The following is a 13,711-nucleotide window of genomic DNA, read 5'->3' as shown; positions in this document are numbered from 1 at the left end:
TAATTAAATGATCTTGTAGTATATAACCATTTTAAAGTCTGTTTTTTAAAGCAAAATATTGATACCTTGTTTTCAATAATTTGGGGTTTGCTAATGCTTTAAATGCATAATTTATATACTTTGCTACACCTTGTTTTTGAGAAATGTAAGCGCAAATTCCTTTTAACTTAAACATTTCTGTAATATCTTCGGGTAATTTTTCCTCTTTTGCCCAAGAATATAGCGAGTTATAGAGCTTTTCCTGATTGATGTAATATTGCTTTGATCTATTCTGAACCGATGAAAAAGTATTATTCTCATGTCCTGTTCTTATTGCAACCGCTTTATCTATAAAACCTGATTTTAAATTACAGTGATAAGACAATTTCACAATGAAATCCTTGTCTTCATGCATTCTCAAGCTTTCGTTGAGCCTTAATTTTGGATTTTCAATCGCTGATTTTCTGAGGGTTGTAGCAATAAGTGAAAAAAAAGTTCCGAATGTAGGATCAATCTGAATAAGACCATTAAAAACCTCTTTACCTTCTGCCGGATGATGAACGGTAGTTAAACCAGTATCATTGATCACAGAAAGGTATTTCTGTTTTCCGGCTTCTGTTACGAATTCTACACCAATAGCTCCGAAAACTCCGTCAATATCTGGGTTTTTAAGACATTCTCTTTCTGCATCAAACCTATTAGGAAGATAATAATCGTCGGCATCCAAAAATGCTACAAATTCCTGTGAAGCGAGATCCATACCCAAATTTCGTGTAGCTGAAACACCATGATTTTTTTTGTCTTCATGCTGAATCGTCTTTACTAGAGGGTGCTTTTCTGCCATTTGCTGACAGATTTGTAATGAGTGATCTTTCGAGCCATCATCTATCAATAAAACCTCTTTCACTTCAGGAAACTGAATCACAGATTCTACCGCTTTCTCGATAAATTCTTCGGCGTTGTAAACAGGTATGATAACGGTTATCGTCATATTTTACAGAATTTCGTCTTTCAGTGCTTCTAAATATTTTCTTCCATATCTGCGATCGGGCTCCAGATAATTGCCTTCTGCCCATTCATTCCATGATTTAATGAAAATAATTCTCTCTTCTTCAGGTTTATCTTTTACTAAATCTAGCGCTTCTTTTACATGTTGTCTAAACAATTCCGGAGTAGAATCATGAAGAACCAATGTTTTTCCTTTACTTCTCGGTGAATGATCCCAGTTTGGAAACAGGGTAGGGATTACATTTTTATGTTTAGACTCTTCTCCCAGCAAAACTTTTATAGCGTCACTATATTCATATTTCGGAATATTAGTAGCATAATTTTTAAGCTTGTATTCCAGTTTTTCTTTTATTGTCAATTTAGGTTTTGGAAGTAAACGCTGAACTTCATTCATACGAACTACATTTACAGCATCTAAACCTAAATCTAGAATTTCCTGATATTTTCTGAAATCAAAAAGATGACCTACGAAATAGATTCCATCTAAGCCGTTTTCCTTGGCCAGTTTATTCCATAGATCTAAAAATACTTTTACGTCCGGAATATCAAAAGCTTTATAAATAACAAATAGAGGCTTGTTGTTTACTCTGATGTATCGGCTGTCTTTGAAGGCTGGTAATAATTCATAAAAATGAGCAGTATAATCTTCAATTCCAGGATAAGTCTGCTCAGCCAAGATTTGATTATCCAAACCATGCCAAATACCTTTCCATGTTTCGTTTGCCCAAGCTATACAAAACGGAAAATCTGGTTTGCCGCTTTCTAAAACTTCTTTAAAGATTTTATCTAAAATACGTTTGCCATTGCCAAACCAATAATGCCAATAACAAAAACCTTCGATACCATGCTCTCTTGCCAATTCTGCCTGCTGTTCTCTTGTTTCAGGAACTCTTAGATCATAAAATCCAAGTTCTGAAGGTAAGTTGGGTTGATGATGTCCCGGAAACAACGGTTTTGCTTTGGTCACATTCGTCCATTCGGTAAAACCTTTTTCCCACCATTCATCATTTTCAGGAATGGGATAGTATTGAGGGAGGTAATATGTTATTGCTCTTGCTTTCATTTTTAAATTATTTTTCAAGTGTTTTGATTAATCTTGCTGGTACACCAGCAATTACGGAATTTTTAGGAAATGATTTGTTTACTACAGAATTTGCTCCTATAATACAATTTTCGCCAATGGTAACTCCGGGTAGTATGCAGACTCCTTCACCAATCCATACATTATCTTCAATAATAACAGGACCTTTGGCGTAAAGAGGTCTGAGCCTCGGAGGAATGTCTAAATCATTACCGCTGATATCACCGTGATAATGATCTGAAATATAAATTCTGCTTGCCATTAAAACATTATTTCCAATGATAATTTTTTCAATGGCACCTATATGAACATCAGAATTTAAGATCACATTATCACCAATAGATATTTCGGGAGTAAAAGTTTGGTCTTGAAAACGATCCCATGCTTCTAGCCTAAGATTGAATAGAGAGCTGAATCCTTTTCCAATTGACATATATTTTGGATTTTTTATCCAATAAAAGTCAGGCAGATGAGAGCCTTCTCCAAACGTTTTGAAGTTAGCTTTTGCCCAAGCATTTTGCTGATGCATTTTATGAGATTTGTATGCATCAGAATTAATTATTTTAAATAAGTATTTTACAAGATATTTTTTTAAAAAACTCATTCTCCTTTTATTAAGTAATAATATAATTCTTTTAAAAACTGTATTTTATTTTCTTTAAATACTTTTTTGTAATAATTACGTCTGTAATTAGGAATTAACTTTAATCTTTCTTTTGCAGGTAAATATTTATTTATAGTACTTTCAAATGTCGGGTTATAAAGATTTTCCGTCTCAATCATTAATTCATTAAATGTTTGATAAGATTTTTGTACGCTTACTCTTTTTTCCAAAAAAGACATTGGATTTTGTCCCTTTAAAATTTTACATAAGATTTGAGCAAATTCCTCTTCACTTAGCATAGATTCTCTTCCCTGAGAATTTCTTTGGCTTCCTTTCTTATGTTCAATTGAAAATTTTTCTACAAGCTCATCTAAACTATTGATGGATTCAAAAGTTTCAGACTTAGAGAATAAATCTTCTATTCCGTTGTAAAGGCTGTTTGAATTTACATAAGCAAATATGGGTAATCCCGCAGCTACAGCAATTTGAGTCATTAATGCCCCTGTAAAGGGGAAGGTGGAAATATAATAATCAACTCTTTTCATAACCTCAAACAAATCATATCTATCACCAATAAGATATATTCTGTTGTTAAGATTATTTTTATTAATAAAATCAATAATAGCCGTATTATTACCACTTCCGGCTAATATAAAAATTAGATTATCATCCAATTTTAAAAGCTGATGTATGGTTTTAAAAAAGGCTAAATCATGACCTAAAACTTTATAAAAAGTACTTCCTGAGAAAATGATTTTTTTTCCTTGAGTATCAAAATCAAATCCTTGAAATTCTTCTGTAGATAAAATTGGATAAAACGGTAACAAACGGGTTTTATGAGCCGGAATATTTCTTAATTGTTCAGACAAATTCATCCCAAAAGAACGAAACTCTATGTTAACATCTGTAATATCAGTACCTAACCAAAACGTGTGATCTGTTAAGTTAACTTGATATCTTGTTGCGCCTTTTATTTTATAAAATGCCATATAGGCAATTGTATCCCAAGGGATAAGGTGCATTAAAATATCCTTTGGTTTCTCAGTTTCTACAATCTTGAATAGAGATTCACATAATTCAATTCTGTTATTACCCTCAAGATAATAAATTACTTTGTTTGGATAATTTTCGATCTCAGCAAGAATAGCCTCGTTTTTATATTGTCTTTTTTTATTTTCAAAAACTAAAACAATTCGCTTATTCAATTCTTTTAAAGCACGCAAATATTGCTGGGTAAGCCCTCTGTTGTCATATCCAAAAAAATCATAGAATAATACAACATTATCTTCTGGTATTATTTCTACATTTTCAAATAATTGATCAGCAATTTGCTGTAAAGAATGTTCAAGTTCTTGATCGTATAATGTAGAATTGAAGCAATAATTATATTGTAAATGTGCAGACAGTTCGATTAACCTCAAAGCTTTATCAAAATCTTTAAGACTAATAGATGTCTTTAAATTCTTTTTTAGAATTGAATCTAAATTTATAAGTTGCTTATTTGAAATCATTTACTATTGAAATTATTTTTTCAATTTCATCCTTTGTCATCACAGGAGAAATAGGCAAACTTAAAACTTCACGGTGTATCTTTTCACTAATTGGGAAAGATAAAGTCTTCCACTCTTTATACGCTTCCTGATGATGTGGAGGAATAGGGTAGTGGATCAAGGTCTGAACTCCATTTTCAGTAAGATAAGCCTGAAATTCGTCTCTTTTTTCTGAACGGATGACAAAAACATGCCATACATGCTCGCTTTCATTTTTAGGATTTTTAGGAAGAATAATTGCCGGATTTTTTATTTCATTAATAAAACGTTTTGCAATTTCTCTTCTGATCGTATTTTCGTTATCTATATATTTCAGTTTAACATCCAAAACAGCCGCCTGAATTTCATCTAGTCTTGAATTTAAACCCTGATAGATATTTACATATTTTTGATTAGAACCATAATTGGCCAATGCTCTGATTGTTTTTGCCAGTTCTTCATCATTGGTAGTTACGGCACCAGCATCGCCCAGCGCTCCTAAATTTTTACCGGGATAAAAACTGAAACCCGCCGCGTCTCCTAAATTTCCTGATTTTAAACCATTCCACACCGCTCCGATGGCTTGGGCGTTGTCTTCGATGATTTTTAAATTATGTTCTTGGGCAATTTGTTTCAATTCATCTGAAAAAACAATTCTTCCCTGTAAGTGAACAATAAGAATTCCTTTTGTTTTAGGAGTGATTTTCGCTTCGATTTTAGAAATATCAATATTATAGGTGTTAATTTCAGGTTCTACCAGAACAGGAATTAATCCGTTATCCGAAATGGCTAGAATAGAAGCGATATAGGTATTGGATGGGACGATAATTTCATCTCCTCGATTCATTACTCCCATTTCGATATAAGCACGAAGGATAAGGCGTAAAGCATCTAACCCGTTTGCAACTCCAATTGCCTGTGAGGTTCCGATGTATTGTGAAAGATTATTTTCAAAAGCTTTTACTTTTTCTCCAAGCAGATACCAGCCAGAACGGAAAACCTCTAAAAGCTGCGCTTCAATTTCGGCTTGATGTTGTAAATTAACTTTCTGTAAATCGAGGAATTTTATCATTATTGTTTTTTCTTTAAAAATTTTGCAGGATTGCCAACCCATATTTCGTTTTCGGGAACATTTTTTGTAACGACACTTCCGGCTCCTATCAGTGCGTTTTCTCCAATTGTAATACCTGCTAATATGGTTGCATTAGCTCCAACAGAAGCTCCTTTTCTGACAATTGTTTTTTCTAATTTAAAGTCTTTATTTTTAGATTTTGGAAATAGATCATTGGTAAAAGTCACATTCGGACCCACAAAAACATCGTCTTCAAGTGTAATCCCATCCCAAATCTGTACACCAGGCTTTATAGTAACATTATCACCAATGATAACATCATTTTCAATAAGCACCTGACAATTGATATTACAGTCTTTACCTATTTTTGCCCCTTTCAGAATAATGCAAAACTGCCATATATTTGTACCTTCTCCAATATCTAAAGATTGTACATCAGCTAAACGATGTATCATTTTTAATAATTTTTAAATTCTTCAAAATCTCTGAAATAATCATTCTCATCATACAATTCCGAAGCTAAGCATAAGAGAACTGCATTGTGAGAAAACTGAATGTCTCTCCAAACTAGTTTAGGGATATATAATCCTTTTGTAGGGTGGTCTAAAACAAAATTGTTTTTATTTCCCGCTTTATCCTCTGTATTAAAAGTGATAGTTCCTGATACAGCAAAGATTACCTGTTGTAAATTTCTATGAGCGTGACCTCCTCTGGTGACATCTTGTGGAGTAAAGTAAGTCCAGTAGACACGTTGTATATCAAACGGTATATTCTTTTGAGCTTCAGCAATTGTTATATAACCAAGCTCTGAAGAACCTATTTTGTCCAATGTTATTATTTGTGGTTCTGCCATGTCTGGGAATTTTTTATTATTTCTTTAATCATGGTGTCTGTACTTTATAATCGAAATGAGGTCTTGTAATTCCAGGATAGATGTGAAGCTTATTACCAACTTTTACATTTTCAACTTCAAACCCTATGAAACTATCAACTCCGTATAAAAGTTCGCTTTGATCTCTTCCGAAATACAGTTTAAAGTAATAGTTTCCAGCGTTTAATAATCCCGAAGGAATATCATATTCTACAGTATATTCACCTATCTTGGCATCGTTATTTTTTGCAGCAAAGGCACCTACATGAAAAATTACTAATTCTTCATAATTCTTTAATTCAAAAGTCGTATCCAAATTAATATCAGGACGGAAGTTTTCGAAAACCAACTTTACACGAACTCCAGAATCAATATCAATTAAACTTCCCTTGATAGGATTTACCGAAAATTCTTTTATTCTGATGTTTTCATTGCCTAACGCCTCATTTATATTTCCGTTGTAGTGATAAGAGCTTGCGGTGGCACTACTTTTTTGATATTCGATAATTGTACTTAGCATATCACCTTCATATTGAAGCGTACCTTGATTTAGAAGAATACCTTTGTTACAAAGCTCTTTTACGGCAGTCATATTATGGCTCACAAAAAGAATTGTTCTTCCTTCTCCTTTTGCCACATCATTCATTTTACCTAAACATTTTTTTTGGAAATCTGCATCTCCCACTGCCAACACTTCATCTACAATCAAAATTTCAGATTCCAAATGGGCTGCAACGGCAAATGCCAAACGAACATACATTCCCGAGGAATATCTTTTTACAGGAGTATCAATATATCTTTCAACACCAGAGAATGCTACAATTTCATCAAATTTTCTGGTGATTTCTTTTCGGGTCATCCCTAAAATGGCGCCGTTCAGAAAAACATTTTCACGACCTGTCATTTCGGGGTGAAAACCTGTTCCTACCTCTAATAAAGATGCAATTCTTCCGTTGGTATGAATGGTTCCTGTGGTAGGTTTAGTTACCTTACTTAATAGTTTTAGTAATGTAGATTTTCCGGCACCATTTCTTCCGATAATTCCTACGGCATCTCCCTGATTAATTTCAAAATTAATATCACGAAGAGACCATACATATTCAGAATCTCCTTTGGTAGTTCTGTCGTTAGATTCTCCAATTTTTAAATAAGGATCTTCTTTTCCTCTTACTCTGTGCCAAAACCTGTTGAGGTCATGAGAAAGCGTGCCTGTTCCCACTTGCCCTAATCGGTATTGTTTTGATATGTTTTCTGCCTTTAAAGCTAGCATGTTTCTTTGTTTTAAATTTTTTTGTCAGCGTGTTTTTAATAATTTTACACGGTGTCCATAAATGTTTTTTCCACCTTGTTGAAGGTAATGATGCCAATAAATAAAAGTATAACGATAATACAAGAACTTATCAGGAGCATTATAGGAGAAAAATCTCCTACACCAAGCCATCCGTATTTAAAGCATTCAAAAATACCTGTGAGCGGATTAAACTTAGCTAGTTTTTTAAAATATCCAGGAAGCATCGATACGGGATAGATCACTGGAGTAGCATACATATATAATGTAATACCAAATGCTAACAGCATACTTAAATCTTTATACTTTGTGGTTAATGCTGAAAAAATCATTCCCACTCCTAGAGCGAATAATGCCATTAACAGAAGTAAAAAAGGAGTTGCTAAAATCCAGATATTAGGAGAAATTTCGTTATTAATTAAATAATAAACCCAAACCAGCAGGAATAAAATAAACTGGACACTTAAGCGCATTAGGTTTGAAATCACAATGGAAATAGGGGTTACTAATCTTGGGAAATATACTTTGCCGAAAATGCTGGCATTTCCTGTAAATGTACCCGATGTACCGAGCAATGCCCCTGAAAAATAATTCCACAAGGTAACTCCTGCCAAATAGAAGATAAGTCCCGGAGCTCCATCTGTAGGAAGCTTAGCAAATCTACCAAAAATAATAAGGTAAGTAATTGTAGTGAAAATGGGATTGATAAAAAACCAAATAGGCCCCAATATAGTTTGTTTGAAACTGGATATAAAGTCTCTCTTCACAAACATGTAAATCAAATCTTTATACTTCCATACTTCTTTAAGTTTTACATCAAATAAAGAATGGCTGGCCTCTATCGTTTCTGTCCACTTCTGTTGTGGTTCATTCATCTGTGTGAAAATTTAGTGCAAATTTATAATAATTAATCTTTACGGTACTTTTATGTTTGTGAATTATTATTCACATAACAATTAGAAAATAACAACTAATATATTAATATTTGTTGGTATTAACAAAAACTATTAACCATAAAGGTTAATAGTTTTGAATTATTTAAAATTAAATTGTTATTTCTGTACGAGTTTCTTTAGGTATTCTCCGTAACCGCTTTTGCCGTATTTAACTGCCGTTTCGAGCAATTTTTCCTCGTCGATAAAATGGTTTCTGAAAGCAATTTCTTCAATACATCCAATTTTGAAACCTTGTCTTTTCTCAATTACGCTTACGAATTCCGAAGCATCATTTAGAGAATCGAAAGTTCCTGTATCCAGCCACGCTGTTCCTCTGTCTAAAACACCTACCTCAAGTTTACCCTTGTTTAAATATACATTATTCACATCAGTAATCTCCAGCTCTCCTCTATGAGAAGGTTTGATGTTTTTGGCAATTTCTACAACATCATTATCATAAAAATATAAGCCAGGAACTGCATAATTTGATTTTGGTTGTGTCGGCTTTTCTTCGATAGAAACCGCTTTAAAGTTATCATCAAATTCTACCACACCATATCTTTCAGGATCTGAAACGTGGTAAGCAAACACAACACCTCCGTCTGGATTGGTTTTGTTTTTCAATAAAGTTCCCATTTCGGAACCGTAGAAAATATTATCACCTAAAACCAATGCCGCAGCATCGTCTCCGATGAATTTATCTCCTAAAATAAAAGCCTGTGCCAGACCATCCGGACTTGGCTGAACAACATATTCTATATTACATCCGATTTGTGATCCGTCGCCCAGTAGCTTGATAAAACCTGCCTGATCGTGCGGAGTTGTGATAATTAAAATGTCTTTAATTCCAGCTAACAATAACGTGGAAAGCGGGTAATAAATCATTGGTTTGTCATAAACCGGCATTAATTGCTTGCTTACAGCAATCGTAAGAGGATAAAGTCTTGTTCCTGAGCCTCCTGCTAAAATGATACCTTTCATCTCTTGTGTGTTTTAGTTATACTGGTTTTCGTAGTACTTCTGATAATCTCCGCTTGTTACATTTTCAAGCCATTCTTTGTTTTCAAGATACCAGTCGATTGTTTTTCCTAAACCTTCTTCGAAAGTTACAGATGGTTTCCATCCCAGCTCAGAATTCAGTTTTGTAGCATCAATTGCATAACGTTTGTCGTGACCAGGTCTGTCTTTTACAAAAGTGATCAGTTTTTCAGAATAACCTTCTTCTCTTCCAAGTTTAGCATCCATTTGCTTAATTAATTCTTTAACCAAATCAATATTCTGCCATTCGTTGAAACCTCCGATATTGTAAGTTTCTCCGGTTTTAGCTTCGTTAAAGATTTGATGAATTCCTTTTGCGTGATCGATTACGTATAACCAGTCTCTTGTATATTTTCCGTCACCGTAAATTGGCAAAGGTCTTTCGTTAATAATATTTGAAATACAAAGTGGAATCAATTTTTCAGGGAAATGATTCGGACCGTAATTGTTTGAACAGTTTGAAACAATAAAAGGCATTCCGTAAGTATTTCCGTACGCTCTCACCAAATGGTCAGAAGCTGCTTTTGAAGCTGAATATGGAGACTGCGGATCGTAAGATGTTGTTTCAAGGAAAAATCCTGTTTCACCTAAACTTCCATACACTTCGTCAGTAGAAACGTGATAAAAAAGATTGGTTCTTTTCTCATTAGGAAATCTTCCGTGTGTATGATCTGGGTTTAATGCCCAGAATTCTTTACAAAGATTCAGAAGATTCGCTGTTCCGTTTACATTAGTGTTGATGAACGCCATCGGATCTGTAATACTTCTGTCCACATGACTTTCGGCTGCTAAATGCACAACCGCATCCGGATTATATTTTTCGAAAACTTTTCTTAGTTCTTCAGGTTTTGTAATGTCGGCTTTTTCGAAAACGTAATTAGGTTCGTTTTCAATATCTTTTAAATTTTCAAGATTTCCGGCATAGGTAAGAGCATCAAGGTTAATTATTGTCGTGTTCGGATTGTTCTTTACAAACTCTCTTACCACGTGGGAACCAATAAATCCTGCTCCTCCTGTAATGATTATGTTCTTCATCTATTTATTTTGAGATTGTCTTTCTGCCTATACTTTTATAAAAGAAACCATTTTGCTCCGGAATCTCCAGAGGATACATGTTTCTTCCGTCAAAAATAACTTTATTTTTAAGTTTTTTAGCCATTAATTCAAAGTTTGGATTTTTGAATTCCGGCCATTCTGTTGCGATGAATAAAGCATCTGCATCTTCCAATGCATCATACATTCCTTTCGCATATTGAATTTTGTCTCCTAATACTTTTTGCACATTACTTTCAGCAATAGCATCGTATGCAACCACGTTTGCACCTTTTTGTAAAAGAAGATCAATATTATCTAAAGAAGATGCTTCACGAATGTCATCCGTATTTGCTTTAAAAGCAAGTCCCCACATGGCAATTTTCTTGCCTTCAATATTTCCGCCGAAATACTTTTCAATTTCTGAAACAAGAATTACTTTTTGCGCCGTGTTTACATTTTCAGTTGCTTCCAAAATCTGGAAGTTAAAATCTTCCTGCTTTCCTGAGTTGATCAATGCCTTCACATCTTTAGGAAAACAACTTCCTCCATATCCGATTCCCGGAAATAAAAATCTGTGACCAATTCTATCGTCACTTCCCATTCCAAGTCTTACTTTATCAACGTCAGCACCTACTTTTTCACAATAATTAGCGATTTCATTCATAAATGTAATCTTTACAGCTAAAAATGAGTTGGCAGCATATTTTGTTAATTCAGAAGACTTTTCGTCCATGAAAATAATAGGGATTCCTGTATTGGTAAATGGCTGATAGATCTTAGCCATAATGTCCTGTGCTTTTTGAGAGCTTGCGCCTACAACAACTCTTGACGGGTTCATAGAATCTTCTACCGCAAAACCTTCTCTAAGGAATTCCGGGTTTGAAACCACATCAAAAGGAATTTGAGTTTTAGATGAGATTACTTCTCTCACTCTGTCGGCTGTGCCTACGGGAACTGTGCTTTTGTTGACGATCACTTTATATTCAGTCATCATCTCGCCGATATCGTTGGCCACTTTTAAAACGTAAGAAAGATCTGCAGAGCCATCTTCTCCCGGTGGAGTAGGCAGTGCGAGATACACAACTTCGCTTTTGTCTAAAGCTTCTTTTAAGTCTGTAGTGAAAAATAATCTTTCAGATTGAATGTTTCTTAAGAACATTTCTTCAAGGTTCGGCTCATAGATGGGAACTACGCCGTTTTTCATACCTTCTACTTTCTTTTCATCAATATCTACACAGTATACTGAATTTCCAAGTTCTGCAAGGGTGGTTCCTGTAACTAATCCTACATAACCTGTTCCTACAATAGTAATATTCAAAATGTATGTTTTTAAAATTTCTACACAAAAGTAATAAAAATACTTTCACGACGTCTTTTAATTTGATGTAAATCATTCTTTAACTTATTTGCTTGATAATAAGATGATTTTGCTTTTTTACGAAAAATTCGTATATTTGCATTGGATTTACGGGAAAAAATGAGAAGGCTTCGGAAGAAAGCCTTTTTTCGTACTGTAAATCAAGCATTAAATTTATGGAGTTTAGAAAAAGAATTGAAGAATTATTAAATGAATTCCTTGCAACAAGAACAGATTTGTTTCTTATTGATTTAAAGATCTCTGCAGGGGACGATATCACTGTGATTTTGGATGGTGATAATGGGGTTACTTTGCAGGATTGTCTTGATGCAAGCCGTGCAGTAGAATTTAATATGGATCGTGAAGAGCATGATTTCAGCTTACAGGTAATGTCGGCGGGATTAAGCGAGCCTCTTGCGACGCCAAGACAGTTTAATAAAAACCTTGGAAGAGAGATCGAAGTAATGTTTGAAGACTCTACAAAAATTGAAGGGGAACTGTCTAAAGTAGATGACGAAAAAATTACACTTACGCTTCGTTACAGAAAACCGAAAGATATCGGTAAAGGCAAAGTAGATGTGGTAGAAGAGAAAGAAATACCTTACTCTGAGATTAAAAAAGCATTAGTAATAATTAAATTTTAAAAGAAAAAAGAATAAATGGATAATATAGCGTTGATTGAATCCTTTGGTGATTTTAAAGACGAAAAAGGGATCAGTAAGATTGATCTTATGGCAATTATTGAAGATTCACTGAAGACACTTTTGAGAAAAAGATACGATTCAGATGATCATTTTGATGTAATTGTAAACCCTGACAAAGGAGATTTTCAGATCTTTTTAAACAAAACAATCGTTGAAGACGAAATGTCTGAAGATGATGATTTGGAAATCGAGATTTCTGCGGCTAAAAAAATAGATCCTACCTTCGAAGTAGGTGAAGATTTTACCATGGAAATTCCGGTTGCTCAGTTGGGAAGAAGAAATATTCTTACGTTGAAACAGATTTTGGCAACAAAACTGCAGGAACATAACAACGCCATGTTGTATGAGCAGTTCAGAGATAAGATCGGGGAGATTGTGGTAGGAGAAATTCACCATATCCGTCATAAGCACGTGATCTTGTTGGATGATGAAGGAAACGAATTTATCTTGCCGAAAGAAAATCAGATCCAATCCGATTTCTTTAAAAAGGGTGAGAATATCAGAGCTATTGTTGAAACAGTAGATTTTAAAGGTTCTAAACCACAGATTATTATTTCCAGAACTGCACCTAAATTCCTAGAGAAATTATTAGAGCTGGAAATTCCTGAGATCCAAGACGGAACGATCATGCTGAAAAAAGTAGTGAGAATTCCTGGTGAAAAGGCGAAGATTGCAGTAGATGCTTACGACGACAGAATAGATCCTGTAGGAGCTTGTGTGGGTGTGAAAGGTTCAAGAATTCACGGCGTGGTAAGAGAGTTGAGAAATGAAAACATTGATGTAATCCAGTGGTCTAAAAACCCGGAGATCATGGTGAAGAGAGCTTTAGGTAATGTTACCATCAATAAAATTGACATCAACGAGGAAACTAATTATGCTTTAGTTTATACTCCTGTTGAAGAGATTTCTAAAGTAATCGGAAAGCAAGGTCAGAATATTAGACTGGCTTCTTGGTTGTCAGGATTTGAAATTGATGTATACAGAGAGTCTAGCGAAGATGACGATGTTGAATTAAGAGAATTTAATGACGATATCGAGCAGTGGATTTTGGATGAATTTAAGAAAGTAGGTCTTACAACTGCGAAATCGGTATTAGATAAAGATACTGAAAGTCTACTGAATATGGTGGATCTTGAAGAGGAGACTATTGAAGATGTGAAGCGTATTCTTAGAGAAGAATTTGAAGATTAAGATTTTAAATAAATTTTAA

Annotated in this window: 14 protein-coding genes; 2 read left to right on the top strand and 12 right to left on the bottom strand. The window is 34.2% G+C overall.

Annotated elements, in window-relative coordinates:
- Window positions 1-31: 31 nt before the first annotated feature.
- The 12 genes from ABEG63_RS03470 to ABEG63_RS03415 all read right to left on the bottom strand — a co-directional run bounded on the left by ABEG63_RS03470 (window position 32) and on the right by ABEG63_RS03415 (window position 11,758).
- Window positions 32-970 (bottom strand): glycosyltransferase, encoded by a 939-nt coding sequence (locus ABEG63_RS03470; protein ID WP_346583008.1) that lies wholly within the window; start codon window positions 968-970, stop codon window positions 32-34.
- A 3-nt stretch (window positions 971-973) separates the two neighbouring features.
- On the bottom strand, window positions 974-2,050 hold the full coding sequence (locus tag ABEG63_RS03465) for a glycoside hydrolase family 99-like domain-containing protein (RefSeq protein WP_346583006.1): 1,077 nt from the start codon (window positions 2,048-2,050) through the stop codon (window positions 974-976).
- Between the two features lie 7 nt (window positions 2,051-2,057).
- Complete coding sequence (locus tag ABEG63_RS03460; RefSeq protein WP_346583004.1) at window positions 2,058-2,597, bottom strand: DapH/DapD/GlmU-related protein; 540 nt, start codon at window positions 2,595-2,597, stop codon at window positions 2,058-2,060.
- 71 nt (window positions 2,598-2,668) lie between these two features.
- Entirely contained in the window at window positions 2,669-4,183 is a 1,515-nt protein-coding gene (locus tag ABEG63_RS03455) for a glycosyltransferase family 4 protein (protein ID WP_346583002.1), read from the bottom strand.
- Complete coding sequence (locus ABEG63_RS03450; protein WP_346583000.1) at window positions 4,170-5,273, bottom strand: DegT/DnrJ/EryC1/StrS family aminotransferase; 1,104 nt, start codon at window positions 5,271-5,273, stop codon at window positions 4,170-4,172. Before ABEG63_RS03450 ends, ABEG63_RS03455 begins: the two co-directional genes overlap by 14 nt.
- On the bottom strand, window positions 5,273-5,728 hold the full coding sequence (locus ABEG63_RS03445; RefSeq protein ID WP_346582998.1) for an acyltransferase: 456 nt from the start codon (window positions 5,726-5,728) through the stop codon (window positions 5,273-5,275). Before ABEG63_RS03445 ends, ABEG63_RS03450 begins: the two co-directional genes overlap by 1 nt.
- 2 nt (window positions 5,729-5,730) lie before the next feature.
- The gene (locus ABEG63_RS03440) at window positions 5,731-6,126 is read right to left on the bottom strand and encodes an FdtA/QdtA family cupin domain-containing protein (RefSeq protein WP_346582996.1); all 396 of its coding nucleotides are present in this window, start codon (window positions 6,124-6,126) and stop codon (window positions 5,731-5,733) included.
- 28 nt (window positions 6,127-6,154) lie between these two features.
- Complete coding sequence (locus tag ABEG63_RS03435; RefSeq protein ID WP_267405588.1) at window positions 6,155-7,414, bottom strand: polysaccharide ABC transporter ATP-binding protein; 1,260 nt, start codon at window positions 7,412-7,414, stop codon at window positions 6,155-6,157.
- Between the two features lie 44 nt (window positions 7,415-7,458).
- A complete protein-coding gene (locus ABEG63_RS03430; RefSeq protein WP_346582994.1) occupies window positions 7,459-8,307 on the bottom strand; it encodes an ABC transporter permease in 849 nt (282 codons plus the stop codon).
- Window positions 8,308-8,484: 177 nt separating this feature from the next.
- Window positions 8,485-9,348 (bottom strand): glucose-1-phosphate thymidylyltransferase RfbA, encoded by an 864-nt coding sequence (gene rfbA, locus ABEG63_RS03425; protein ID WP_346582992.1) that lies wholly within the window; start codon window positions 9,346-9,348, stop codon window positions 8,485-8,487.
- A gap of 12 nt (window positions 9,349-9,360) precedes the next feature.
- Window positions 9,361-10,440, bottom strand: a complete 1,080-nt coding sequence (gene rfbB, locus ABEG63_RS03420; RefSeq protein WP_346582990.1) for a dTDP-glucose 4,6-dehydratase — start codon at window positions 10,438-10,440, stop codon at window positions 9,361-9,363.
- 4 nt (window positions 10,441-10,444) lie between these two features.
- Entirely contained in the window at window positions 10,445-11,758 is a 1,314-nt protein-coding gene (locus ABEG63_RS03415; protein WP_346582988.1) for a UDP-glucose/GDP-mannose dehydrogenase family protein, read from the bottom strand.
- Between the two features lie 215 nt (window positions 11,759-11,973).
- Between ABEG63_RS03415 and rimP the strand changes: the two genes are divergently transcribed.
- Complete coding sequence (gene rimP, locus ABEG63_RS03410) at window positions 11,974-12,441, top strand: ribosome assembly cofactor RimP (RefSeq protein ID WP_267405579.1); 468 nt, start codon at window positions 11,974-11,976, stop codon at window positions 12,439-12,441.
- Between the two features lie 15 nt (window positions 12,442-12,456).
- Window positions 12,457-13,692, top strand: a complete 1,236-nt coding sequence (gene nusA / locus ABEG63_RS03405; protein ID WP_267405577.1) for a transcription termination factor NusA — start codon at window positions 12,457-12,459, stop codon at window positions 13,690-13,692.
- Window positions 13,693-13,711: the final 19 nt, after the last annotated feature.

The organism is Chryseobacterium sp. C39-AII1, from assembly GCF_039672645.1.
GTDB lineage: Bacteria > Bacteroidota > Bacteroidia > Flavobacteriales > Weeksellaceae > Chryseobacterium.
Note: the sequence above shows the minus strand (reverse complement) of the source record. Positions and strands in the feature narration are given on the sequence as shown.

Coding starts and splice junctions, on each gene's coding strand:
- ABEG63_RS03470 (WP_346583008.1), bottom strand. CDS start 970: ATGACGATAACCGTTATCATACCTGTTTACAACGCCGAAGAATTTATC.
- ABEG63_RS03465 (WP_346583006.1), bottom strand. CDS start 2,050: ATGAAAGCAAGAGCAATAACATATTACCTCCCTCAATACTATCCCATT.
- ABEG63_RS03460 (WP_346583004.1), bottom strand. CDS start 2,597: ATGCATCAGCAAAATGCTTGGGCAAAAGCTAACTTCAAAACGTTTGGA.
- ABEG63_RS03455 (WP_346583002.1), bottom strand. CDS start 4,183: ATGATTTCAAATAAGCAACTTATAAATTTAGATTCAATTCTAAAAAAG.
- ABEG63_RS03450 (WP_346583000.1), bottom strand. CDS start 5,273: ATGATAAAATTCCTCGATTTACAGAAAGTTAATTTACAACATCAAGCC.
- ABEG63_RS03445 (WP_346582998.1), bottom strand. CDS start 5,728: ATGATACATCGTTTAGCTGATGTACAATCTTTAGATATTGGAGAAGGT.
- ABEG63_RS03440 (WP_346582996.1), bottom strand. CDS start 6,126: ATGGCAGAACCACAAATAATAACATTGGACAAAATAGGTTCTTCAGAG.
- ABEG63_RS03435 (WP_267405588.1), bottom strand. CDS start 7,414: ATGCTAGCTTTAAAGGCAGAAAACATATCAAAACAATACCGATTAGGG.
- ABEG63_RS03430 (WP_346582994.1), bottom strand. CDS start 8,307: ATGAATGAACCACAACAGAAGTGGACAGAAACGATAGAGGCCAGCCAT.
- rfbA (WP_346582992.1), bottom strand. CDS start 9,348: ATGAAAGGTATCATTTTAGCAGGAGGCTCAGGAACAAGACTTTATCCT.
- rfbB (WP_346582990.1), bottom strand. CDS start 10,440: ATGAAGAACATAATCATTACAGGAGGAGCAGGATTTATTGGTTCCCAC.
- rimP (WP_267405579.1), top strand. CDS start 11,974: ATGGAGTTTAGAAAAAGAATTGAAGAATTATTAAATGAATTCCTTGCA.
- nusA (WP_267405577.1), top strand. CDS start 12,457: ATGGATAATATAGCGTTGATTGAATCCTTTGGTGATTTTAAAGACGAA.